Here is a 22,024-nt window from a genome sequence, read left to right on the forward strand (position 1 = left end):
GCACGCACCCCGATTCTTCCTGGCCGGGCCACAGGTTGCGAACCCGGAGGCGAATCGGGGTGTCTCGGGACAAAAAGCCCATGCGTCACCGCTGAAGTACGGCGAACGACGCCCCCTGATTGTCCGTGACCACGGCCACCCGTCCGTACGACGTGTCGAAGGGTGTCGCCTGGACGCGTCCGCCGAGCCGGTTCACCGTCCCGAGTGTGGCGTCACAGTCCTCGACGCCGAAGTGGACCAGGAAGTGGGGCGGCATTTCGGCCGGGAAGACATCGGAGACGGGGACGCGGCCGAAGTCGGGTGAGGCGTCGGGGCCGAAGAGGGCATCGTGGAAGAGGGTGCCGTAGAACTGGTCGACGGCCGCGGTGTCCCGGGCGTACAGCTCGGCCCAGCAGAAGGAGCCCCGCTCGTGCCGTGCGCCGAAACCGGGGTGGGTACCGGCCTGCCAGAGGCCGAAGACGGCGCCCTCCTGGTCGGTCGCGAGGGCCGTCGTGCCGAGCGAACCGACCGGCGTCGGCGCGGTGATCACCTGCCCGCCCGCGGCCCTGATCCGGGCGGCGAGCGCGGTGGCGTCCGGGGTCGCGAAGTACACCGTCCATACGGTGGGCATCCGGCCGTCGCGCTTGGACACGAGCCCCGCGACGACCTCCCCCTCCTTGTACGCCCGCGTGTAGTGGCCGTACCCCTCGCCCTCGCCCTCGTGGAAGGTCCAGCCGAAGAGCTCGCCATAGAAGCGCTTGCCCGCCTCGACGTCGGGGAGCTGTGCGTCGACCCAGCAGGGGACGCCTTCCGTGAATACAGCCATGCGGTCAAGCTAACGGCCATTCATCGGCCGCGCGCGGTGGCTCACACCCGATCCGGATCCGTCGCACGCAATGGCTCACACCCCACCCGCATCCCCCGTTCCGAGCGGCCCCACCCCATTTGCAGTCGGCCGAATCGCGCTCCGATCACCCCTCGGTAAGCTGACGGCATGACAGGACAAGTGCGTACCGTCGACGGCCGTGTGGCCGGACGGCGAGGGCAGGCGACCCGGCAGAAGCTGCTCGACTGCCTCAGCGAGATGCTCAGCTCCTCGCCCTACCGGGACGTCAAAGTCATTGATGTCGCCCGGAAGGCGGGCACTTCACCCGCGACCTTCTACCAGTACTTCCCGGACGTCGAAGGCGCCGTCCTGGAGATCGCCGAGCAAATGGCCGCGGAGGGCGCGGGATTGACCCAGTTGCTCGAAGGGCGCTCCTGGGTCGGCAAGGCCGGCTGGCAGACCGCCCAGGAACTCGTCGACGGTTTTCTGGAGTTCTGGCGGAAGAACGACGCGATCCTCAGGGTCGTCGACCTGGGCGCCGCCGAGGGCGACAAACGGTTCTACAAGATCCGCATGAAGATCCTGAACTCCGTGAACAACTCCCTTACGGACACAGTCGCCGACCTCCAGTCCAAGGGCAAGGTCGACAAGGACGTGACCCCGGCGGCGATGGCCGGTTCCCTCGTCGCCATGCTCGCGGCGGTGGCCTCGCACCAGAAGGGCTTCCAGACGTGGGGCGTCAAGCAGGCTGAACTCAAGCCGAATCTGGCGCTGTTGGTGCACCTTGGAGTCACCGGCAAGAAGCCGACCAAGTAGCACCGGGCAGCACTCCCTTTTCCCAGGCTCAACTCCTGTCATGCAGGCGGCAGTCCACCGGCCTTCCACCGGTACGGGCTGCCGCCTGCTGCGCTGCGGGGAGGGCTACGCGGGCAGCGGCCGGTCGGTGACGACGTGCTTCATCACCAGCGTGGACGTCAGCCGCTGCACGCCCGGCAGCGTCGCCAGCCGGTCGTCGTAGAGCCGCTGGAAGGCCGCGAGGTCGGCGGTGGCGACCCGCAGCAGATAGTCCGGCTCTCCGAAGAGCCGTTGCGCGTCCAGGACGTGGGGGATGCCGGCCAGCGCGCGCTCGAAGTCGGCGATGGTGTCCCGGTCCTCCTGGCGCATCGAGACGAAGACCAGCGCCTCGAAGTTCAGACCGACGGCGGCCGGGTCCACGATCGCGCGATAACCCCGGATGGCACCGGACCGCTCCAGCTCCCGCAGCCGCCGGTGACACGGCGAGACGCTCAGCCGCACCCGCGCGGCCAGCTCCGTCACGGTCAGCCGCCCGTCCTGCTGGAGCTCGGCAAGAATTTTCTGGTCCACGGCATCCATGAGGCAGATCTTCCCCCAGATCTCGCGATCATGGGCAAACTTCGGAAACACCTTTGGGGCAATCACGCCTAATGTCCCCAGTATGGATTGGGGATTGGTCACGGCTTTTCTCGCCGTGGATTTGCTGCTGGTGTGTGTTCCGGGTGCCGACTGGGCGTACGCGATCTCGGCGGGGCTGCGCGACCGCTCGGTGATCCCGGCCGTCTCGGGCCTGGTCGCCGGGTACGCGGGGCACACGTTGCTCGCGGTGGCCGGGCTGGCGGTCCTGGTGGCGGGCTCACCGGGACTGCTCACGGCGCTGACCGTGGCGGGGGCCGGGTATCTGGTGTGGCTGGGGTGGGGGGTACTGCGCAGGCCCGCGACTCCGGGGGCGGCCGCGGACGCTCCCACGGCATCCCCCGTACGCACCTTTCTGCGCGGCGCCGGGATCAGCGGCCTCAACCCCAAGGGGCTCCTGCTCTATCTCTCCGTACTGCCGCAGTTCCTCAGGCCGGGGGCCGGGGCGCCGGTGGCCGTGCAGACCGGCCTGCTCGGCGCGGTCCACATGGCCAACTGCGCCGCCGTCTACCTCACGGTCGGCCTGCTGGCCCGCGCCGTCCTGCGCGCCAGGCCCGCGGCCGCCCGTGCGGTGGCCCGCACCTCCGGGGCCGCGATGCTCGGCATCGGCGGGTTCCTGCTGGTGGAGCGGCTGGCCACGCTGTGAGAGCACACCGACTCAGCGCCGTACGATCCGGAACAGCTCAGCGCCGCACGATCCGGACAACAGCTCAGCGCCGCACGATCCGGACAACAGTTCAGCGCCGTACGATCCGGAACAACCTGATCTCGCGATCGATCCGCGCCTGATACGTGGCGTACGGCGGCCAGAACGCCAGCACCGCCTTCCACGCCGCGTCCCGCTCCTCCCCTTCCAGAAGATGCGCCGTCACGGGGATGTCCTCGCCCTTCCAGCTGATCCGGGCGTCCGGATGGGCGAGGAGATTGCCGGTCCAGGCGGGGTGGTCCGTGCGCCCGAAGTTGGAGCCGATGAGGATCCAGCTGCCGGGACCGCCCGGACCGGCGCCTTCGGCGGCCTCCGGCATACAGGCCAGCGGCGTACGCCGCTCCAGCCCGCTCTTGGCGCCGCGCGCGGTGAGGACGACCCCCGGCAGCATCTGCGCGCTGAGCAGCACCTTGCCGCGGGTCAGCCGGTGCACCGCGCGGTCGAGGGCGGGGATGAGATGCGGGGCGACCTTCGCGAAGGTCCGGGTCGAGGACACCTTCTGCACCAGCCGGACTCCAGGGACCGTCTTCCGGGCCATCAGACCGCCACCTCCCCGCCGTCGACGTCGGCGTCGAACAGATGCGCGGCGTCGGCCGCGTACCCCCGCAGCCGGTGCACCGGCCCGAAGAGCAGCTCGTCGCCGGACGCGCGCTTGAAGTAGAGATGGGCCTCGTGCTCCCAGGTGAAGCCGATGCCGCCGTGCAGCTGGATGCCCTCGGAGGCGGCGGTGCGCAGCGCCTCCAGGGCCTGGGCGAGCGCGAGCCCGCCCACGCGCTCGGCACCCGTACCGCTCGCCCAGGCCGCGTAGTACGCCGCCGACCGTGCCGCCTGCACCTGCACATACACATCCGCCAGCCGGTGCTTCACGGCCTGGAACGACCCGATCGCCCGCCCGAACTGCTCCCGCTGCCGCACGTACTCGACCGTCCGCTCCAGCGCCCGGTCCGCGGCGCCCACGGCCTCGGTGGCGAGCACGGCGGCGGCCGAATCCCCGACGGCGGCGAGCGCGCCGGGCACGTCGGAGCCGTCCTCGCCGAGCAACTCGGCGTCCACATCCCGGAGTTCCAGCCGGGCCTGGGGCCGCGTCTCGTCCAACGACGTCTGCCGCACCCGTACGAGCCCCTCGGCGCCCTCCCTCACCAGGAACAACAGCGTCCGCGACCGAGCGAACCCCCCAGTGTGCGCGGCCACCACGAGAAGCCCCGCGCTCTGTCCGCCCAGCACCTGCGCCGCCTGCCCATAGAGGCGCCAGGCACCCTCGACGCGCCGCGCCTGTACGCCCCCGGCGCGCCCGCCGCCCGCCCAGTCCCCGCGGTTGTCGCCGACCAGACCGAGCGCTGTCGCGAGCCCCGCACCCGGCACGGCGAGGGCGGCGGTCAGCGCACCGGAGGCGAGGCGCGGCAGCAGCTCGGTGCGCTGCGTCTCGGTGCCGAGGGCGAGGATCAGCGGGGCCGCGAGGACGGCCGTGGAGAGAAGCGGCGAGGGGGCGAGGGCGCGCCCCGTCTCCTCGCAGGCGAGGGCGAGTTCGGTCGCCGAGCAGCCGACACCGCCGTACGCCTCGGGAAGGGCGAGCCCGGACAGCCCGAGCTGCTGCGCGAGCGCCTCCCACAGCGCCGCGTCGTACCCGGCGGGCGTCCGCACGGCGGCCCGCAGCTCCTCCGGGCCGCAACGCTTGAGCAGCAACTCCCGGACCGTACGGCGGATCTCGTCCTGTTCGGCGGTGAAACGGGCGTCCATGGGCGGACTCCTCCCCGGGCCGGTTCCCCAGCTCCTGGATCTGACGGGGCGTCATGTTAGGGCCGTGCCAGACAGATGCACAGAGGCGCGACGACCTCCCGCACTCCCCCTTATCTGATGTACCGTCAGATTTATGACTCCGGGGAAGCGCAAGGTGGCCGTGGTGGGTGTCGCCCTCTCCGACTGCGGCCGGGTGGACGAGGCGACGCCGTACGCGCTGCACGCGCAGGCGGCCCGGCGGGCGGTGGCGGACGCGGGCCTGGACCGGTCGCTGATCGACGGCTTCGCGTCGGCCGGGCTCGGCACGCTGGCCCCGGTCGAGGTCGCCGAGTACCTCGGTCTGCGGCCCACCTGGGCCGACTCCACCTCCGTCGGCGGCTCCACCTGGGAGGTCATGGCGGCCCACGCGGCCGACGCGATCGCGGCGGGCCACGCGAACGCCGTCCTGCTCGTGTACGGGTCGACGGCTCGCGCGGACATCAAGGCGGGCCGCCGCACCGGCAACCTGTCCTTCGGCGCCCGGGGACCGCTCCAGTTCGAGGTCCCGTACGGCCACACGCTCATCGCCAAGTACGCGATGGCCGCGCGCCGCCACATGCACCAGTACGGCACGACGCTGGAACAGCTCGCGTCGGTGGCCGTCCAGGCACGGGCGAACGCGGCGGCGAACCCGGAGGCGATGTTCCGCGACCCGATCACCGTCGACGACGTCCTGTCCGGCCCGATGATCGCGGACCCCTTCACCAAGCTGCACTGCTGCATCCGCTCCGACGGCGGCGCGGCGGTCCTGCTGGCGGCCGAGGAGTACGTACGCGACTGCCGTACGGCGCCGGTGTGGGTCCTGGGCACCGGGGAGCACGTCTCGCACACGACGATGTCCGAGTGGGCGGACTTCACGGTGTCCCCGGCGGCGGTGAGCGGACGTCTGGCATTCGAGCGGGCGGGGGTGCGCCCTCAGGACATCGACCTCGCCGAGATCTACGACGCCTTCACGTACATGACGCTCGTGACGCTGGAGGACCTGGGGTTCTGCGCGAAGGGTGAGGGCGGGGCGTTCGTGGACGCCGAGAAGGGCCGGCTGCTGGTGGGCGGGGAGCTTCCGGTGAACACGGACGGGGGCGGGCTGTCGGCTCAACACCCCGGGATGCGGGGGCTGTTCCTGCTGGTGGAGGCGGTGCGGCAGCTGCGCGGGGAGGCGGGCGAGGGGCGGCAGGTGCGGAAGCCCGACGGGGGGCTGCCGGGGCTGGCGGTGGCCTCGGGGACGGGCGGGTGGTTCTGCTCGTCAGGGACGGTGGTGCTGGGGCGAGGCTGACCGGTAGTCGCGGGCGCAGGTCTCGAGGAGGCCGGGGAAGAGCCCGTCGATGTCGTCGCGGCGCAGGGCGTTCATGCGGGACGTGCCGACGTAGTACTGGCGGATGATTCCGGCTTCGCGCAGGACGATGAAGTGGTGGGTCGCGGTGGAGCGGGCCACCGGGATGTCGAAGTTCCCGCAGCTGATGTCCGCCGGAGCCTGGTACAGCTGGGCCACGATGCTGCGCCGCACCGGGTCGACGAGGGCCTCCAGCACCGCCTGGAGAGTGATCTCGCCCGCGACGGGGTGCTCGACCGTCCGACTACTGCTGGTGCGAGCCACCGGCCCTCTCCTCACTCCTGACTGCTGGATCGCCCATCCGACAGGTTATGAATCCATCATACATCGACCGCAATCAAAGGTCGATGAACATCAAAGTTTGACAGCCTTCGTAATAAGCGTTCTAGTGGAGGCATGAGCGCCAACAACCGCACCGTGCGTTTCCACCGGACCGGTGGACCCGACGTCCTGCGCCTGGAGGACGTCCCCGTTCCCGTGCCGGGGCCGGGCGAAGTCCTCATCCGTACCCGGGCTCTGGGGCTGAACCGGGCCGAGTCCCTGTTCCGCCTGGGCCAGTACGGCACCGATCCCGTCCTCCCCTCGGGGATCGGCTACGAGGCGTCCGGCGAGATCGAGGCCGTCGGGGACGGTGTCACCAGCCTGGCGGTCGGCGAGGCGGTCAGCGTGGTGCCGTCCTTCTCCATGACCGACTACCCGGTGCACGGCGAACGCGTTCTCGCGCCCGCGCACGCGGTCGTCGCCCACCCCGAGAGCCTCTCCTTCGAGGACGCCGCCTCGATCTGGATGATGTTCATCACCGCTTACGGCGGCCTCGTCGACCTGGCCGGTCTGCGCGCCGGAGACACCGTGCTGATCCCGGCCGCGTCCAGCAGCGTCGGGCTCGCCGCGATCCAGATCGCCCGCATGCTCGGTGCCCGGCCGGTGGCACTGACCCGTACGGGCGCCAAGCGCCGGCAGCTCCTGGACGCCGGGGCGGAGGCGGTCATCGCGACCGCGGAGGAGGACGTCGTCGCCCGGGTGCTGGAGCTGACCGACGGCAAGGGCGCCCGGGTGATCTTCGACCCGGTCGGCGGCCCGGCCCTGGCCGACCTGGTCACGGCCGCCGCCAACGAAGCGACGATCATCCTCTACGGGACGCTGGTCGCCGATCCCAGCCCCCTCGACATCGGGAAGGTCCTCTTCAAGCACCTCACGCTCCGCGGCTACACCCTGCACGAGATCACCCAGGACGACGCGCGCCGCCGCGAGGCCGTCGACTTCGTCCTCGACGGACTGGCCAAGGGAGACCTGACGCCGGTCATCGACAAGACCTTCCCCCTCGACGCCATCGCGGACGCCCACCGCTACCTCGAAGCCGGCAGCCAGGTCGGCAAGGTGGTCGTCACCGTTCCGCGCACGGCGCGGTGAGGGCGCGGCCCTGTCGGACCCCCGAGCGATACTCAAGCCCATGGAACCGGATCTTCATGAGCTGCTGAGGTCGCTGCGGGTGTGGGACACGGAGCTGCCCTCGTTCGACCCGGGCGCGGCGCCCGACGAGCCACTGCCCCTGTTCGGGCGGTGGCTCGCGGAGGCGGTGGCGGCCGGGCAGACCGAGCCGCACACCGTGTCGCTGGCGACGGTGGACGCGGACGGGCTGCCGGACGTGCGGACGGTGATGCTGCACGGGGCGGACGCGCAGGGCTGGTCGTTCGCGTCGCACGCGACGAGCCGTAAGGGGCGGCAGCTGGCCGCCCGCCCGTACGCGTCGCTCGGCTTCTACTGGCCGGTGCAGGGGCGGCAGGTCCGTCTCCGTGGCCCCGTCACCGTCGCGCCGCCGGCGGAGGGCCAGGCGGACCTGCACGCCCGTTCCACGGGTGCGCTGGCCGCCGCCCTGGTGGGCCACCAGAGCGAAGTCCTGCCCTCGTACGAGGAGTTGGAGCGGGCGTCCGACGCGGCCTGGTCGCAGGCGCAGCTCACACCGGACGCCCCCGTCCCCACCTGGACCCTCTACCGCCTCCGCCCGGACGAGGTGGAGTTCTTCCAGGGGGACGCCCGGCGGCGGCACGTGCGGCTCACCTACCGCCGCACCGAGGACGGGGGCTGGGTCAAAGAGCTGCTGTGGCCGTGAAGTCGTACGTCGCGAAATCAGGTCATGGGTGAGGTGCCAGCTGCGAGAAGTGAGCGCCATGCGTCATGGTCCCGTGGGCCCGCCGTGCGGCGCCCCCGTTTTATGACCCCCTTGCAGCCTCACGTGAGGGAAACGGTCGGCTCGGGATCCGTGGCCAGCCGCCCGTGCAGATGCTCATCCCGGAACGCGTCGTGCCGGCCCGCCTCGAACATCGAGCCCCGCAGCGTCCCCTCGTACCGGAATCCGCAGCTCTCGGCGATGTGGCAGGACGCGTCGTGGCCGAGGGCGTGGCCCAGTTCCAGGCGGTGCAGGGCGAGGTCGGTGAAGGCGTAGCGGGAGGCGAGGGCCAGGGCGCGGGTGGCGACCTTGCGGCCGCGGGCCTCCGGCAGGACCCAGTAGCCGACGATGGCGCGGCTCATGACGTGGTCGATCGCGTTGACGCCGATGTGGCCGAGGATCGCGCCGGTGTCCGCGTCCGTGACGCAGAAGGAGACCCCGGTCCCCTCCCTCGCGCTCTCGGCGCGCGAGCGCAGCGACTCACGGGCGCCGTCGATATCCCGGATGATCTTCAGCGGCGTGTTCCAGCGCTGGAACTCCGGGTCGGACAGCCCGCGCAGATACGCCGCGACATCGACGTCGGACTCGGCGTTCCAGGCGCGCAGCCACAGTCCGTGCCCGCGCAGCTCGGGGAAGGGGTGGACGGCGTACCGCTCGTGGACCTCGGCCATCCAGCCATTGAAACCCGTCCGCGCGTACGAATCACCCCCGGGGCCGGAACACGGGCACGCATGCGTCCCCCGCCTCGCGGAACGTCACCTCCAGCGCCATCCCGATCCGCAGCGCCGTCTCCGCGCATCCCACGACCTCGGTCATCATCCGCGGGCCCTCGGCGAGGTCGACGACGGCGGCGACGTACGGCACGCGCTCGCCGAACGGCGGGAGGTCGTTGCGGTGGACGACGGACCAGGTGTAGAGCGCGGCGCGCCCGCTCGCGGGCCGCCAGCGCACGTCCTCGCTCCAGCAGTGGGGGCAGAACTCCCGGGGGTAGTGGTGGGCGCGGTCGCAGGCGGCGCAGTGGCGGAGCAGCAGCCGCCCCTCGGCCGCCGCGTCCCAGTACGGCCGTGTGAAGGCATCCGCCTCGGGCAGGTCGAAGCGCGCGCCGCTCACGAGAAGAGCCCGATCGCGCTGTCCAGCGACCACGTCTGCCACGACATCCCGAACAGCCCGAGCCCGACACGGAGCACGGCCGGCCGTTCCGCCCCGCTGAGCCAGATCGTGTCCATGAACCGCGCCCCCTTCACTTTCTGACGGTACGTCAGTTCAACGCACGGGGAGCGCTCACGCAAGAGGCGTACACCGCCGGTTCGCCACCACCACAGGAGGCGTACACCGCCGACTCCGCACCGCCGCAAGGGGCGTACGCCCACTCCTCCACGCCTCCGCCACAACCAAGTGACCTACGCCACCAGCCCCACCCACTCCTCCTACAGCCGTGATCAGTTCGCAACCGATTCCGGTCTTGACCGAGACCTATCAAGTGAGGACGTGATTACGCTCGCGCTCATGGCCGACTCGACTGCTACCCCGACGCCCCGCACGGTGCCGTCCCACGAAGACCGCCCCGTGTACGTGATCGGCGGCGGCCCCGGCGGACTCGCGGCGGCGTACGCGCTGCGCGCCCAGGGCGTACGGGCCGTGGTGCTGGAGAAGTCCGACCAGGTCGGGGCGTCCTGGCGACGCCACTACGACCGGCTGCACCTGCACACCACGCGACGGCTGTCCGCGCTGCCGGGGCTGTCGATGCCCCGCTCGTTCGGGCGCTGGGTGTCGCGGGACAACGTGGTGCGCTACCTGGAGAAGTACGCCGAGTACCACCAGCTGGAAATCATCACGGGCGTCGAGGTCTCGCGCATCGAACGCGCCGGTGACTCCTGGCTGCTGCACGCCACCGGCGGGCGGGAGCTGACGGGCAGCGCGGTGGTCGTCGCCACCGGCTACAACCACACCCCCCACGTCCCCGACTGGCCCGGCCGCGACACCTACACCGGCGAACTCCTGCACGCCGGCGACTACCGCAACCCGACCCCCTACACCGGCCGTGACGTTCTCGTCGTCGGCGTCGGCAACACCGGCGCCGAGATCGCCGTCGACCTCATCGAGGGCGGCGCCGAACGGGTGCGGCTGTCCGTTCGCACCGCCCCGCACATCGTGCGCCGCTCGACGGCCGGGTGGGCCGCCCAGTTCACGGGCATTCTCGTACGTCGGCTGCCGGTGCGCCTCGTCGACCGCCTCGCCGGGCCGATGGCCAAGCTCAGCGTGCCGGACCTGGCGGCGCAGGGGCTGCCCCGCCCGGACACCGGGCTCTACTCCCGCGTGAACGAGGGCTCCATCCCGGTCCAGGACGTCGGTCTCATCGACGCCGTCCGCAAGGGGCAGGTGGAGATCGTGGCCGCGGTGGACGGCTTCGAGGACGGCAAGGTCGCCCTCGCCGACGGGAAGCGGATCGGCCCGGACGTGGTGATCGCCGCGACCGGCTACCGGCGGGCGCTGGAGAGCGTCGTCGGGCACCTCGGCGTACTCGACGGCCGCGGCAATCCGGTCGTGCACGGGGCCCACTGCCCTGACAATGCCCCCGGCCTCTTCTTCAGCGGCTACGTCAATCCCATCAGCGGCATGCTCCGCGAACTCGCCCTCGACGCCGAGAAGATCGCCAAGGCGGTCGCCCGCCACTCCACGACACGGAAACCGTCACCGGCCGCACGCTGACCCCGGCCCCCTGTCGTACCAACCCTCAAGGGTTCCTCTCCGCCGCGTGGCGGGTACCACCAAGGTGCCCGCCACACGTCTTTGCCTGCACAACGGTTCCTGACACGGCGTCAGTTAAGTAATCTGACACTGCGTCAGTTAATTGGCTGTCACACAGGAGCGGGCGGACCGATGCTTGGATCAACCCACGGCACCCTCACCACCGACTCCCGCCGGGCCCGGGTCATCGCCTGCGGCGAGCAACCCTCACCGGTCGTGCACGGCCGGCCGGCCGAAGTCGACGACCTGGACGTCAGCGGGCGCCCGCTGTACGCCGACTTCCCCGATCTGGACCGCTTCTTCCGTCCCGAATCCGTGGCCGTGATCGGCGCCTCGGACGCCGAGGGACGGCCGAACACCGGCATCACACGGCAGTTGATCGGCTGGGCCGAGCGGGTCGGCGCCCGGCTGCACCCGGTACACCCCACCCGTCAGTCCGTCTTCGGCATACCCTGCGCCCCTTCCGTCGGAGACCTGCCTGAGCAGGTGGACTTGGCCGTGCTCCTTGTCGCCGACCCCCTTCCCGTGATCGAGGAACTGGCCGAGGCCAAGGTGAAGTTCGCGGTCGCCTTCGCCTCCGGGTTCGCCGAGACGGGCGCCGAGGGGGCCGTCGCGCAGGCCCGGCTCGCCACCGCCGTCGCCCGCTCCGGGCTGCGGCTGCTCGGGCCGAACACCAACCTGAACGCCTTCGAGAAGTTCCGCGACGATCTCGACGGTCCCGCGATCGCGCTCATCACGCAGTCCGGGCACCAGGGACGGCCGGTGTTCGCGATGCAGGAGCTGGGGGTGCGGCTCTCCCACTGGGCACCCACCGGCAACGAGGCCGACCTGGAGACCGCCGACTTCATCTCCTACTTCTCCGAGCAGCCCGAGGTGGGCGCCATCGCCTGCTACGTCGAAGGGCTGAAGGACGGCCGCGCCTTTCTGCTCGCCGCCGACCGCGCCGCCCGGCGTGGGGTGCCCGTCGTCGCGGTCAAGGTCGGCCGCACCGAGACCGGCGCCCGCACGGCCGCCTCACACACCGGCAAGCTGACCGGCGCCGACACGGTGGTGGACGCGGCGATGCGGCAGTACGGCGTGATCCGCGTCGACGGACTCGACGAACTCCAGGACACCGCTGCCCTGTTGGCGCGGGCCGGCGCCCCGCGCGCCGACGGAGTCGTCGTCTATTCGATCTCGGGCGGCACGGGCGCGCACTTCGCGGACCTGGCGAGCGAGGCGGAACTGCCCCTGCCGGTCCTCTCGGACGCCAAGCAGGCCGAGCTGCACCAGTGGATACCCGAGTACCTGAACGTGGCCAATCCCGTCGACAACGGCGGGCATCCGGTCGGCGACTGGCGCGGGCGCAAAATCATCGACGCGATCCTCGCCGACCCGGCGGTGGGCGTGCTGATCTGCCCCATCACCGGGCCCTTCCCGCCCATGAGCGACAAGCTCGCGCAGGACCTGGTGGACGCGGCGGAGCAGACGGACAAGCTGGTGTGCGTGGTGTGGGGGTCGCCGGTCGGCACGGAGGCCGCGTACCGCGAGACGCTGCTCGGATCCTCCCGGGTCGCCACCTTCCGTACCTTCGCCAACTGCATCACCGCCGTGCGCGCCTACCTGGACCACGCGCGGTTCACCGCCTCGTACCGCTCTCCCTTCGACGAGGCGCCGCGCACCCCCTCGCCCTCCTTCCGCAAGGCGCAGGCGCTGATGCGTCCCGGGCAGCAGCTGAGCGAGCACGCGGCGAAGCAGCTGCTGCGCGCGTACGGAATCCGGGTGCCGCGCGAGCAGTTGGTGACCAGCGCGGCGGCGGCCGTGCGCGCGGCGAGCCTCGTCGGCTACCCCGTCGTGATGAAGGCCTCCGGCGCGCAGATCGCCCACAAGACCGAACTCGGCCTGGTGAAGATCGGGCTGACCTCCGCCAGCCAGGTCCGGGACGCCTATCGCGAGCTGACCGACATCGCGCGTTACGAGGGGATCTCGCTGGACGGGGTGCTCGTCTGCCAGATGGTCGAGCGGGGCGTCGAGATGGTCGTGGGCGTCACCCACGACCATCTCTTCGGGCCGACCGTGACCGTCGGGCTCGGCGGGGTCCTCGTCGAGGTCCTGCGGGACGCGGCCGTCCGCGTGCCCCCCTTCGGCGACGACCAGGCGCGGGCCATGCTCGGCGAGCTGCGGGGGCGGGCGCTTCTCGACGGGGTGCGCGGGGCGCCGCCCGCCGACATCGACGCACTGGTCGAGGTCGTCCTTCGCGTACAGCGTATGGCGCTCGAACTCGGTGACGACATCGCGGAGTTGGACATCAACCCGCTGATGGTGCTGCCCCGGGGGCAGGGAGCGGTGGCCCTGGACGCGCTGGTGGTGTGCCGCTGAGCAGTCACGCCGCTTCCTGCGCGCCCGCCTGTGGCGCCGCACGAGGCTCACCCCTCCTCGTACGAAACGGAGCACCTCCATGCCCGACTCCCCCCGTGAGTCCCCTGAGACTTCTCCTGAAAAATCCCTCGACTCATTGATACGTCACGCCACTGACAATGCCGTCTCGTGGATCACCCTCAACCGTCCCGAAGCCATGAACGCCCTCACCTGGGACCAGCGGGAGCGCGTGATCGCGCTGCTCGCGCAGGCATCCGCCGACCCCGGCGTGCGGGCCGTCGTCCTCACCGCGACGGGCCGCGGCTTCTGCGCGGGCGCCGACCTGCGCGGGGCGCCCGCGACCGGGACCGGGGAACGGGTGACCGGCGACGTCGCCCGCACCATCCGGCTGGGCGCCCAGCGCCTGATCGCCGCCGTCCTCGACTGCGAGAAGCCGGTGATCGCGGCGGTCAACGGCACGGCCGCGGGGATCGGCGCGCACCTCGCGTTCGCGTGCGATCTGGTGCTGGCGGCCGAACCGGCCAAGTTCATCGAGGTGTTCGTACGCCGCGGTCTCGTCCCCGACGGCGGCGGCGCGTATCTGCTCCCCCGCCTCGTCGGGCCGCAGCGGGCCAAGGAGTTGATGTTCTTCGGCGACGCACTGACGGCCGTGGACGCGCAGCGGATCGGCCTCGTCAACAGGGTCGTACCGCCGGACGACCTGGAGAAGACCGCGCGCGAGTGGGCCGAGCGCCTGGCCACCGGCCCGACCCGCGCCCTCGCGCTCACCAAGCAGCTGGTGAACGCCTCCCTGGACGCCGACCGCGCCGCCGCCTTCGCCGCCGAGGCCGCCGCGCAGGAGATCAACATGACGACGGCGGACGCGAACGAGGGAGTGGCGAGCTTCGTGGAGCGGCGGAGTCCCCAGTACAGGGGCCGCTGAGTCGGGCGCCGACGCCTGAGGCAGCTCACGCGCAGGCATGGCTCAGGCGCAGGCGCAGGCGTGGCTCAAGCGCAGGCTCAAGCGCAGACCCACGCTCAGACCCAGGCGCTGCGTCAGTCCCGCTTCAGGATCCGCAAAGTCCCCGAGTCCGGGTCGCCGAACAGGACGTACAGCTCAGGTCTGTTCTCCGTGCCGCCGATCGCCCACGCCACCTGACGGCCGCACCGCGCGACGCTGAGGACGACGATGTCCCGGGCGGTGTCGATGCCGGTATAGGCCTCGCCGCGGCCGTCGGTGTCGAGGGACCAGCTGCCGCTGCCCCCGCAAGGGGTGTCGTCATGGTCCGGGAAGCCCGCGGTATCGACGGGGAACGGCACCGCGGTGAGTTCGGCCCGTCCGCCGCGGGCCAGCCGCAGTACGGCGCCGTCGTCGCCCCGCCAGACCCCGGCGAGCTGCTCGGCGGAGAGCTTCGGGGGCTCGTACTCCTTGATCAGGCCGGTGGACAGGCCCACCGCGCCCCCGACGGCGACCAGCACGCACACGCCGAGGGACGCGAGCGCCGAGCGGGTCCAGATGCGGCGGCTGCGCGGCACGCGGCCCGTGACCCGCTCTCGCCTGCGGACGTAGCCGACGCCGAGTGCGGGCAGGACACCGGACGCCGCGATCGACAGTGCTGTCGTGCCGGTGGGCGAGACCCCGCCGAGGACGACGGCCACGGCAGCCCAGAGCGCCCCGAGCACGACGGCGAACGCCAGGTGCCACGCCCCTTCGGGGCCGGGAACGCGCCGGGTCGCGAGGCGGGCGAGCGTGGCGGCGGGCATCGTGTGCGCCGCCGCGTGCAGCAGGCCCAGGACGGCGAGGAGCAGTGGGCCGAAGACCAGCATGCACAGCAGCCCCACGGCGGCGAGTCCGCCGCCGGACCCCACGCCGTGGGAGTCGTCGTCGAACGTCCCGACCCACCAGATCGCACCGGCCACCGCGAGCTGCGCCGCGCACACCGCCGCGGCGGCGTTCAGTTCGGTGTTCGCCCAGCTCAGCCGGGAGCGCTTGGGCCGCCATGTGTTTCCCCACCCCATGGGACGAAAGATACGCGGGGGGTTGCAGGGGCTGCGGGGGAGGCTGCTCCAGGTGTGGCTCGTCCGGCAGCCGGGAGGGCCCCATACAGGTCCCTTGCACGCCCCGCACCCCTTCCCATCTGACACACCGTCAGCTTCAATGGTTGGTGTGATGGGACACGCAGGGATGGCCGCCGCCGCCGTCCGCTATCTCAGGTCGGCCGGGGCCCCCACCGTCGCGGGGCCCGTCGAGGCGCTGCCGCGCCCGGATCTGCGCGCGGTCCGCGAGGACGAGCGGGCGCCGCTCGATCAGACCGAATTCCGGCGCGTACTGGGGAACTTCGCGACCGGAGTGACCGTGGTCACCGCACCGGCCACAGACGGCGGGCGCGGCACCGCGGCCGGAGCCGAGGACGGCGCCGGCCCGGCCGGTTTCGCCTGCCAGTCCTTCTCCTCCCTCTCCTTGGACCCCCCGCTGGTCTGCTTCATGGTCGGCCGTACGTCGACGACCTGGCCGCGCATCGCCCGCGCGGGCGTCTTCTGCGTGAACGTCCTCGGGGCACACCAGGGCGAGCTCTGCCGTGGTTTCGCGGTGAGCGGCGCGGACAAGTTCGCCGGAGTCGTGTACGACGCTGCGCCCGTCTCCGGTTCCCCCCGCCTCGCGGGCGCCGCGGCCTGGATCGACTGCACGATCCACGCGGTGCACACCGGGGGCGACCACCTCATCGTGGTGGGACGGGTGGATGCCCTCGGGACGAGCGACGCCGACGAAGCGCCCCTGTTGTTCCACAAGGGGCGCTTCCTCTAGGCCACGGCCAGGCGACGGCTAGCTAGGCCACGGCCGGTACCACCGCCACCGGCCGCCGCCGGATCACCAGCGCCATCAGCGCCGCCACCGCGCACAGCGCGCCCGAGGCGTACCAGACCACGTCGTAGGAGCCGAAGGTGTCCCGCGCGACACCGCCGAGAAAGGCGACGAGGGCGGCGCCGACCTGGTGGGAGGCGAGGACCCAACCGAAGACGATGGCGCTGTCCTCGCCGTACTGTTCGCGGCACAGGGCCAGGGTGGGCGGCACCGTGGCGACCCAGTCGAGGCCGTAGAAGACGATGAAGAAGATCATCGGCGGGTGCACGGTCGGGTAGAGGAGTACGGGGAGGAAGAGCAGCGAGATGCCGCGCAGGGCGTAGTACACCGCCAGCAGGCGGCGCGGTTCGAAGCGGTCGGTGAACCATCCGGAGGCGATCGTTCCGATCACGTCGAAGACGCCGATGACCGCGAGGAGCGAGGCCGCCGCCGTGATCGGCATGCCGTGGTCGTGGGCCGCGGGCACGAAGTGCGTCTGGATCAGGCCGTTCGTCGAGGCGCCGCAGATCGCGAAGGTACCGGCGAGGAGCCAGAAGGGGCCGGTGCGGACCGCGGAGGCCAGGACCGTGACCGCGCGGCGGGCCGCGCCCGGAACCGGCTCGGGCTTCGGCACGAACTCCGTCGCCCCGTACGGCTTCTGGCCCACGTCCGCCGGGTGGTCCCGCAGCAGCAGCCAGACGAAGGGGACGACCGCCAGCGCCGCGAGGGACACCGTCACCGCGGCCGGACGCCAGTGGTGCTCCGTGACGATCCAGGACAGGAGCGGGAGGAAGATCAGCTGCCCGGAGGCGGAGGCCGCCGTCAGGATGCCCGTGACCAGGCCCTTCCGCTGGGTGAACCAGCGGTTCGTGACCGTCGCCGCGAAGGCCAGGGCCATCGAACCGGACCCGAGCCCCACCAGCAGCCCCCAGCACAGCAGCAGCTGCCATGCGGCCGTCATCCACACGGTCAGGCCCGAGCCGAGCGCGATCACGACCAGGGCGAACGCGACCACGCGCCGGATGCCGAAGCGGTCCATCAGCGCGGCCGCGAAGGGCGCCGTCAGACCGTACAGGGCGAGGTTGATCGAGACCGCCGCGCCGATCGTGCCGCGCGACCAGTGGAACTCCTGGTGCAGCGGATCGATCAGCAGCCCCGGCAGTGAACGGAAGGCCGCGGCGCCGATGATCGTCACGAAGGTGACGGCGGCGACGAACCACGCACGGTGGATGCGCTGTCGCCGCGGGACAGCGGGCTCCGGTGTGGTGGCGATACCTTCGATTGTCTGGGTCACGGCATAGAGCTTGGCGGCTGGAATCTCCCCGAACGAGTGGCCCGAAGGACAGCATTCGCTAGGATCGGGCCATGGGTCCTCAGGATAGGTTCCGCCGGCACCGCATCGTCGTCCTCGCCCTCGACGGGCTGCTGCCCTTCGAACTCGGCATCCCCCAGCGGATCTTCGGGCGCTCCAGGGACGCCGAAGGGCGGAACCTGTACGAGGTCGTCACCTGCTCCGCCCGGCCGCCCGGCCCCGTCGAGACCGACGCCGACTTCGCCGTCCTCGTCGAGAACGGACCGGAGGCGCTGGCCACCGCCGACACCGTCGTCGTCCCCGCCTCGTACGAGCTCGGCCCGGTCTACGAAGACGGCGTCCTGACCCCCGAGCTGGCCGCCGCCCTCGCCCACATCCGCCCCGGCACCCGCCTCGTCTCCATCTGCACCGGCAGCTACGTCCTCGCCGCCGCCGGATACCTCGACGGCCGCCCGGCCACCACCCACTGGGCCGAGGCCGAGCACTTCCAGCGGCTCTTCCCCAGGATCAAGGTCGACGCCGACGTGCTCTTCATCGACGACGGCGACGTCCTCACCTCCGCCGGTGTCGCGGCCGGGATCGACCTGTGCCTCCATCTCGTACGCCGCGACCACGGCACCGCCGTCGCCAACGACGTGGCCCGCCGCACCGTCGTACCGCCGCACCGCGACGGCGGCCAGGCGCAGTACATCGAGCGCCCGGTGCCGGAGCCGCAGGCGGCCACCACGACCGCCGCCCGCGCGTGGGCCCTCGGCCGCCTCGACAAGCCGATCCAGCTGCGCGACATGGCCGCACAGGAGTCGATGTCCGTCCGCACCTTCACCCGCCGCTTCCGCGAGGAGGTCGGCATCAGCCCCGGCCAATGGCTCACCCAGCAGCGCGTCGAACGGGCCCGGCACCTGCTGGAGGACAGCGCCCTGTCGATCGACCAAGTGGCGCGTGACGTCGGCTTCGGCACGCCCCAGTCGATGCGGCAGCATTTGCAGGCGGCGCTCGGCGTCACGCCCACCGCGTACCGGCGCACGTTCCGATCCGGGGGCGCGGACGCCACGAACACCGTGTCGGCTACGGGGAATTGAGCCCTCGGAAGCCCAGAAGTTCCGGAAGACCGGAGGGCCAGACGGCCGGAAGGCCAGACGGCCAGACGGCCAGACGGCCAGACGGCCAGAGGGCCAGAGGGCCAGAGGGCCAGAGGGCCAGACGGCCAGAGGGCCGGAGGGCCGGAAAACCAGACGGCCAGAAGCTCAGAAGGTCAGCACCGCCCGCGCCACCCGCCCCTCGTGCGCGTCCTGCGCCGCCTTGTCGAAGTCCTCCACCGGGTACGTCGCCGTCACCAGCTCGTCCAGCAGCAGACGCCCCTCGCGGTACAGCTCCGCGTACAGCGCGATGTCCCGCTGAGGCCGCGACGAGCCGTAGCGGCAGCCCAGGATCGACTTGTCCAGGTACATGGACGAGACGAGGAAGGACGCCTCGGCGGTCGCCGGGGGAACGCCGAGGAGTACCGCCTGGCCGTGCCGGTCGAGCAAGTCGATGGCCTGGCGGATGAGTTCGACGCGGCCGACGCACTCGAAGGCGTGGTGCGCGCCGGTGGGCAGGATGTCCTTCACCCCGTCCGCCGAGGTCAGGAAGTGTGTCGCGCCGAACTGGCGGGCCACGGACTCCTTCGCCGGGTTGGAGTCGACCGCGACGATCTTCAGGGCGCCCGCGATCCGCGCGCCCTGGATGACATTGAGCCCGATGCCGCCGGTGCCGATGACCACGACGTTGTCGCCCCGGTCCACGCGTGCGCGGTTCAGCGCGGCTCCGATGCCCGTCACGACCCCGCACCCGATCAGCGCGGCGGACGTCAGCGGGATGTCCTTCGGGATCCGGACCGCCTGGACCGCCTTCACCACCGTCCGTTCCGCGAACGCCGAGTTGGACGCGAACTGGTACAGCGGCTGCCCGCCCCGCGCGAACGGCTGCTGCGGCATCCCGATCGCCTTGCGGCACATCGTCGGCCGCCCCCGGTCGCACTCGGCGCAGGCCCCGCAGTTGGCGAGCGTGGACAGCGACACATGGTCGCCGGGCTGGACATGGGTGACGCCCAGTCCCACCGCCTCCACGACGCCCGCGCCCTCATGGCCGAGCACCACAGGAACGGGGAACGGTATGGTCCCGTCCACCACAGAGAGGTCGCTGTGGCAGAGCCCGGCCGCGGAGATCGCGACCAGCACCTCGCCGGGTCCTGGATCCCGTATCTCCAGATCGTCCACGACCTGGGTCTGCTTCCCGTCGAAGATCACGCCTCGCATCGCGCCGACTCCCCTCTGTCCCGGGGCTATCCCCGGGGTTCCTTTGGCAGGCCGAGCACGCGCTCGGCGATGATCGTGCGCTGGATCTCGTCCGAGCCGCCGTAGATCGTGTCGGCGCGGCTGAACAGGAACAGGTGCTGGGACGCGTCCAGTTCGTACGGCGAGGCAGTCGACCAGTCCGCCGGGCCCACCGCGGCCCCGGCCCCCCGCACCTGCACCGCCAGCTCACCGAGACGCTGATGCCAGCGCCCCCACAGCAGCTTCGCCACGCTCGGCGCCCCCGCGTCCGCCGAACTCCCCAGCGTGCGCAGGGCGTTCCAGCGCATGGTCCGCAGCTCCGCCCACTGACGTACCAGCCGGTCGCGTACGACGGGATCGGCGACCGCGCCGCTCGCCACGGCCGCCTTCGCGACCCGCCCCAACTCCTCGGCGAAGCCGATCTGTTGGGCGAGCGTCGAGACGCCCCGCTCGAAGCCGAGGAGACTCATCGCGACGCGCCAGCCGTTGCCCTCGCCGCCGACCAGGTGCCCGGCGTGTGCCAGCGCTCCGTCGAAGAAGACCTCGTTGAACTCGCTCGTGCCGGTCAGCTGGCGGATCGGGCGGACCTCGATGCGGTCCGGCTGGTCCATCGGGACGAGGAGGAAGGACAGGCCGTGGTGGCGGGTCGATTCCGGTTGCGTACGGGCGAGTACGAAGCACCAGTCCGCCTCGTGGGCGAGGGAGGTCCAGATCTTCTGGCCCGTGACGCGGTACGTGTCGGTGTCCCGTACGGCGGTCGTGCGGATGCCCGCGAGGTCCGAGCCCGCGCCGGGCTCGCTGTAGCCCTGGCACCAGAGTTCCTCGCCTCGGGCGATCGGGGGCAGGAAGCGGTGCTTCTGTTCGGGTGTGCCGTGGGCGAGGAGGGTGGGGGCGAGGAGGTTCTCGCCAATGTGGCCCGAGCGGGCGGGGGCCTTCGCACGGGCGTACTCCTCGGCCCAGACGACCTGTTGGGTGAGCGGTGCGGTGCGGTTGCCGTAGCCGTCCTCGTCCCAGCCGAGGCCGATCCAGCCGCCGCGGCCGAGCTCGCGCTCCCAGTCCCGGCGGTCCGGGGTCCCGGCGAGGCGTGCTCGCAGCCAGGCCCGCACCTCCTTGCGGAACGCCTCGTCCTCCGGGCCGAATCCGAACTCCACGGTTGCCGCCTTGGGTTGGGCCAGTGAACGTCTCGCGCCCGGTTGCCCGGCGCTGGTGCTGAACTCGGGGTGGGTGCGCTGCTCGGCGCCGACGAGGTGCCGCTCCCTGTGGGACGGGTGCCGCCCCAGCGGCACGATTGCCCGCAGCTACGACAGCTCCGACAGCACCTGGCACCCGCGGCTACCCATTCGGCCGCGCCCCCTCCGCCGCGGCCCGAGCCATCGCCTCCACCCGCTCCAGCAGCGGCATCGGATCCACCCCCACCGTCCCCGGCAGAAAGTCCGCGATCTTTTCAGGAGTCCAGGCCCCGTCCGCGTACCCCGCCCGAAGCTCCCGCGGCTGCGCCCACACCGCGATCTTCGGACCGGCGATGGTGTACACCTGCCCGGTGATCCGCTCCTCCCGAGCCCGGTCCGACAGCAGGTAGACCACCAGCGCGGCCACGTCCTCCGGCTCGCCGATCTCCTTGAGCTCCATGGGGACGTTGGCGGACATCCGCGTACGGGCGACGGGCGCGACCGCGTTCGCCGTCACCCCGTACTTGTGCAGCCCGAGTGCCGCGCTGCGGACTAGGGAGATGATCCCGCCCTTCGCGGCGCTGTAGTTGGCCTGGGAGACGGACCCTTGGTGGTTGCCACTGGTGAAGCCGATCAGCGTGCCCGAGCCCTGTTTGCGCATCACGGCGGAGGCGGCGCGGAAGACGGTGAACGTGCCCTTCAGATGGGTCGCGACGACCGGGTCCCACTCCTGCTCGGACATGTTGAAGAGCATCCGCTCGCGGAGGATCCCGGCGACGCACACGACGCCGTCGAGGCGCCCGTACGACGCCAGCGCGGTGTCGACGATCCGCTGCCCGCCCGCCATCGTGGAGATGTCGTCGGCCACGGCGACCGCGTCCCCGCCCGCCGCCTCGATCTCCTTGACCACGGCATCGGCGACGGAACTCGTCGGCTCGGCGCCCTCGATGGACACGCCGTAGTCGTTGACGACGACGCGCGCGCCCTGGGCCGCCGCGGCGAGGGCGACCGCGCGGCCGATCCCCCGTCCCGCCCCCGTGACGGCGATGATCTTGCCTGCCAAGAAGTTCCCCACGCCCGGCCCCTTCC

At 71.7% G+C, this 22,024-nt stretch carries 22 protein-coding genes; 10 read left to right on the forward strand and 12 right to left on the reverse strand.

Annotated features, from left to right (window positions below; all coding sequences use genetic code 11):
• Window positions 1-85: 85 nt before the first annotated feature.
• Window positions 86-805: an AfsK-binding protein KbpA gene (gene kbpA, locus ACZ4WS_RS37415; RefSeq protein ID WP_467987414.1), complete on the reverse strand. Its 720-nt coding sequence runs from the start codon at window positions 803-805 to the stop codon at window positions 86-88.
• A 180-nt stretch (window positions 806-985) separates the two neighbouring features.
• On the opposite strand from kbpA, the gene ACZ4WS_RS37420 reads away from it, so the two are divergent.
• Window positions 986-1,621: a TetR family transcriptional regulator gene (locus tag ACZ4WS_RS37420; protein WP_467987577.1), complete on the forward strand. Its 636-nt coding sequence runs from the start codon at window positions 986-988 to the stop codon at window positions 1,619-1,621.
• Between the two features lie 105 nt (window positions 1,622-1,726).
• On the opposite strand, the gene ACZ4WS_RS37425 is transcribed toward ACZ4WS_RS37420, so the two are convergent.
• Complete coding sequence (locus tag ACZ4WS_RS37425) at window positions 1,727-2,179, reverse strand: Lrp/AsnC family transcriptional regulator (RefSeq protein WP_467987416.1); 453 nt, start codon at window positions 2,177-2,179, stop codon at window positions 1,727-1,729.
• Between the two features lie 82 nt (window positions 2,180-2,261).
• On the opposite strand from ACZ4WS_RS37425, the gene ACZ4WS_RS37430 reads away from it, so the two are divergent.
• A complete protein-coding gene (locus ACZ4WS_RS37430; RefSeq protein ID WP_467987417.1) occupies window positions 2,262-2,882 on the forward strand; it encodes a LysE family translocator in 621 nt (206 codons plus the stop codon).
• Window positions 2,883-2,973: 91 nt separating this feature from the next.
• Here the strand turns inward: ACZ4WS_RS37430 and ACZ4WS_RS37435 are convergent, their stop codons facing one another.
• Together ACZ4WS_RS37435 and ACZ4WS_RS37440 are read right to left on the reverse strand one after the other, a co-directional pair.
• The gene (locus ACZ4WS_RS37435; protein WP_467987418.1) at window positions 2,974-3,480 is read right to left on the reverse strand and encodes a nitroreductase family deazaflavin-dependent oxidoreductase; all 507 of its coding nucleotides are present in this window, start codon (window positions 3,478-3,480) and stop codon (window positions 2,974-2,976) included.
• The gene (locus ACZ4WS_RS37440) at window positions 3,480-4,679 is read right to left on the reverse strand and encodes an acyl-CoA dehydrogenase family protein (RefSeq protein WP_467987419.1); all 1,200 of its coding nucleotides are present in this window, start codon (window positions 4,677-4,679) and stop codon (window positions 3,480-3,482) included. The genes ACZ4WS_RS37435 and ACZ4WS_RS37440 overlap by 1 nt, the downstream gene beginning before the upstream one ends.
• A 133-nt stretch (window positions 4,680-4,812) precedes the next feature.
• On the opposite strand from ACZ4WS_RS37440, the gene ACZ4WS_RS37445 reads away from it, so the two are divergent.
• Complete coding sequence (locus ACZ4WS_RS37445; protein WP_467987421.1) at window positions 4,813-5,991, forward strand: thiolase C-terminal domain-containing protein; 1,179 nt, start codon at window positions 4,813-4,815, stop codon at window positions 5,989-5,991.
• Here the strand turns inward: ACZ4WS_RS37445 and ACZ4WS_RS37450 are convergent.
• Complete coding sequence (locus tag ACZ4WS_RS37450) at window positions 5,962-6,312, reverse strand: ArsR/SmtB family transcription factor (protein WP_467987422.1); 351 nt, start codon at window positions 6,310-6,312, stop codon at window positions 5,962-5,964. The two genes, ACZ4WS_RS37445 and ACZ4WS_RS37450, sit on opposite strands and share 30 nt — an antisense overlap.
• A gap of 132 nt (window positions 6,313-6,444) precedes the next feature.
• Between ACZ4WS_RS37450 and ACZ4WS_RS37455 the strand changes: the two genes are divergently transcribed.
• Together ACZ4WS_RS37455 and ACZ4WS_RS37460 are read left to right on the forward strand one after the other, a co-directional pair.
• Window positions 6,445-7,458, forward strand: coding sequence for a zinc-dependent alcohol dehydrogenase family protein (locus ACZ4WS_RS37455; protein ID WP_467987424.1), 1,014 nt, complete (start codon window positions 6,445-6,447; stop codon window positions 7,456-7,458).
• A 40-nt stretch (window positions 7,459-7,498) separates the two neighbouring features.
• On the forward strand, window positions 7,499-8,158 hold the full coding sequence (locus ACZ4WS_RS37460; RefSeq protein WP_467987425.1) for a pyridoxine/pyridoxamine 5'-phosphate oxidase: 660 nt from the start codon (window positions 7,499-7,501) through the stop codon (window positions 8,156-8,158).
• 119 nt (window positions 8,159-8,277) lie between these two features.
• Here ACZ4WS_RS37460 and ACZ4WS_RS37465 read toward each other — a convergent pair whose 3' ends face one another.
• Window positions 8,278-8,886 carry a GNAT family N-acetyltransferase gene (locus ACZ4WS_RS37465; protein ID WP_467987426.1) on the reverse strand — a complete coding sequence of 203 codons (609 nt, stop codon included), beginning with the start codon at window positions 8,884-8,886 and terminating at the stop codon, window positions 8,278-8,280.
• 31 nt (window positions 8,887-8,917) lie between these two features.
• A complete protein-coding gene (locus ACZ4WS_RS37470) occupies window positions 8,918-9,325 on the reverse strand; it encodes a Zn-ribbon domain-containing OB-fold protein (RefSeq protein ID WP_467987427.1) in 408 nt (135 codons plus the stop codon).
• A 396-nt stretch (window positions 9,326-9,721) separates the two neighbouring features.
• On the opposite strand from ACZ4WS_RS37470, the gene ACZ4WS_RS37475 reads away from it, so the two are divergent.
• The 3 genes from ACZ4WS_RS37475 (at window position 9,722) to ACZ4WS_RS37485 (ending at window position 14,243) form a co-directional block, all read left to right on the forward strand.
• The gene (locus ACZ4WS_RS37475; RefSeq protein ID WP_467987428.1) at window positions 9,722-10,924 is read left to right on the forward strand and encodes a flavin-containing monooxygenase; all 1,203 of its coding nucleotides are present in this window, start codon (window positions 9,722-9,724) and stop codon (window positions 10,922-10,924) included.
• A 171-nt stretch (window positions 10,925-11,095) separates the two neighbouring features.
• Window positions 11,096-13,321, forward strand: coding sequence for an acetate--CoA ligase family protein (locus tag ACZ4WS_RS37480; RefSeq protein ID WP_467987429.1), 2,226 nt, complete (start codon window positions 11,096-11,098; stop codon window positions 13,319-13,321).
• Window positions 13,322-13,400: 79 nt separating this feature from the next.
• Window positions 13,401-14,243 carry an enoyl-CoA hydratase/isomerase family protein gene (locus ACZ4WS_RS37485; protein WP_467987430.1) on the forward strand — a complete coding sequence of 281 codons (843 nt, stop codon included), beginning with the start codon at window positions 13,401-13,403 and terminating at the stop codon, window positions 14,241-14,243.
• A 113-nt stretch (window positions 14,244-14,356) separates the two neighbouring features.
• Here ACZ4WS_RS37485 and ACZ4WS_RS37490 read toward each other — a convergent pair whose 3' ends face one another.
• A complete protein-coding gene (locus tag ACZ4WS_RS37490; protein ID WP_467987431.1) occupies window positions 14,357-15,319 on the reverse strand; it encodes a hypothetical protein in 963 nt (320 codons plus the stop codon).
• A 151-nt stretch (window positions 15,320-15,470) separates the two neighbouring features.
• On the opposite strand from ACZ4WS_RS37490, the gene ACZ4WS_RS37495 reads away from it, so the two are divergent.
• Complete coding sequence (locus ACZ4WS_RS37495; protein ID WP_467987432.1) at window positions 15,471-16,106, forward strand: flavin reductase family protein; 636 nt, start codon at window positions 15,471-15,473, stop codon at window positions 16,104-16,106.
• A gap of 22 nt (window positions 16,107-16,128) precedes the next feature.
• On the opposite strand, the gene ACZ4WS_RS37500 is transcribed toward ACZ4WS_RS37495, so the two are convergent.
• The gene (locus ACZ4WS_RS37500; RefSeq protein WP_467987433.1) at window positions 16,129-17,436 is read right to left on the reverse strand and encodes an MFS transporter; all 1,308 of its coding nucleotides are present in this window, start codon (window positions 17,434-17,436) and stop codon (window positions 16,129-16,131) included.
• A 71-nt stretch (window positions 17,437-17,507) separates the two neighbouring features.
• Between ACZ4WS_RS37500 and ACZ4WS_RS37505 the strand changes: the two genes are divergently transcribed.
• Complete coding sequence (locus ACZ4WS_RS37505) at window positions 17,508-18,533, forward strand: GlxA family transcriptional regulator (RefSeq protein WP_467987434.1); 1,026 nt, start codon at window positions 17,508-17,510, stop codon at window positions 18,531-18,533.
• A gap of 165 nt (window positions 18,534-18,698) precedes the next feature.
• Here the strand turns inward: ACZ4WS_RS37505 and ACZ4WS_RS37510 are convergent, their stop codons facing one another.
• The 3 genes from ACZ4WS_RS37510 to ACZ4WS_RS37520 all read right to left on the reverse strand — a co-directional run bounded on the left by ACZ4WS_RS37510 (window position 18,699) and on the right by ACZ4WS_RS37520 (window position 22,010).
• Window positions 18,699-19,748: a Zn-dependent alcohol dehydrogenase gene (locus tag ACZ4WS_RS37510; RefSeq protein WP_467987436.1), complete on the reverse strand. Its 1,050-nt coding sequence runs from the start codon at window positions 19,746-19,748 to the stop codon at window positions 18,699-18,701.
• 26 nt (window positions 19,749-19,774) lie between these two features.
• A complete protein-coding gene (locus ACZ4WS_RS37515) occupies window positions 19,775-20,917 on the reverse strand; it encodes an acyl-CoA dehydrogenase family protein (RefSeq protein WP_467987437.1) in 1,143 nt (380 codons plus the stop codon).
• A gap of 181 nt (window positions 20,918-21,098) precedes the next feature.
• Window positions 21,099-22,010, reverse strand: coding sequence for an SDR family oxidoreductase (locus tag ACZ4WS_RS37520; protein WP_467987438.1), 912 nt, complete (start codon window positions 22,008-22,010; stop codon window positions 21,099-21,101).
• Window positions 22,011-22,024: the final 14 nt, after the last annotated feature.

Source organism: Streptomyces sp. NPDC029292 (assembly GCF_055569295.1).

Coding starts and splice junctions, on each gene's coding strand:
- ACZ4WS_RS37485 (WP_467987430.1), top strand. CDS start 13,401: ATGCCCGACTCCCCCCGTGAGTCCCCTGAGACTTCTCCTGAAAAATCC.
- ACZ4WS_RS37480 (WP_467987429.1), top strand. CDS start 11,096: ATGCTTGGATCAACCCACGGCACCCTCACCACCGACTCCCGCCGGGCC.
- ACZ4WS_RS37465 (WP_467987426.1), bottom strand. CDS start 8,886: ATGGCCGAGGTCCACGAGCGGTACGCCGTCCACCCCTTCCCCGAGCTG.
- ACZ4WS_RS37460 (WP_467987425.1), top strand. CDS start 7,499: ATGGAACCGGATCTTCATGAGCTGCTGAGGTCGCTGCGGGTGTGGGAC.
- ACZ4WS_RS37425 (WP_467987416.1), bottom strand. CDS start 2,179: ATGGATGCCGTGGACCAGAAAATTCTTGCCGAGCTCCAGCAGGACGGG.
- ACZ4WS_RS37495 (WP_467987432.1), top strand. CDS start 15,471: ATGGGACACGCAGGGATGGCCGCCGCCGCCGTCCGCTATCTCAGGTCG.
- ACZ4WS_RS37445 (WP_467987421.1), top strand. CDS start 4,813: ATGACTCCGGGGAAGCGCAAGGTGGCCGTGGTGGGTGTCGCCCTCTCC.
- ACZ4WS_RS37475 (WP_467987428.1), top strand. CDS start 9,722: ATGGCCGACTCGACTGCTACCCCGACGCCCCGCACGGTGCCGTCCCAC.
- ACZ4WS_RS37455 (WP_467987424.1), top strand. CDS start 6,445: ATGAGCGCCAACAACCGCACCGTGCGTTTCCACCGGACCGGTGGACCC.
- ACZ4WS_RS37440 (WP_467987419.1), bottom strand. CDS start 4,679: ATGGACGCCCGTTTCACCGCCGAACAGGACGAGATCCGCCGTACGGTC.
- kbpA (WP_467987414.1), bottom strand. CDS start 805: ATGGCTGTATTCACGGAAGGCGTCCCCTGCTGGGTCGACGCACAGCTC.
- ACZ4WS_RS37490 (WP_467987431.1), bottom strand. CDS start 15,319: ATGGGGTGGGGAAACACATGGCGGCCCAAGCGCTCCCGGCTGAGCTGG.
- ACZ4WS_RS37430 (WP_467987417.1), top strand. CDS start 2,262: ATGGATTGGGGATTGGTCACGGCTTTTCTCGCCGTGGATTTGCTGCTG.
- ACZ4WS_RS37505 (WP_467987434.1), top strand. CDS start 17,508: ATGGGTCCTCAGGATAGGTTCCGCCGGCACCGCATCGTCGTCCTCGCC.
- ACZ4WS_RS37510 (WP_467987436.1), bottom strand. CDS start 19,748: ATGCGAGGCGTGATCTTCGACGGGAAGCAGACCCAGGTCGTGGACGAT.
- ACZ4WS_RS37435 (WP_467987418.1), bottom strand. CDS start 3,480: ATGGCCCGGAAGACGGTCCCTGGAGTCCGGCTGGTGCAGAAGGTGTCC.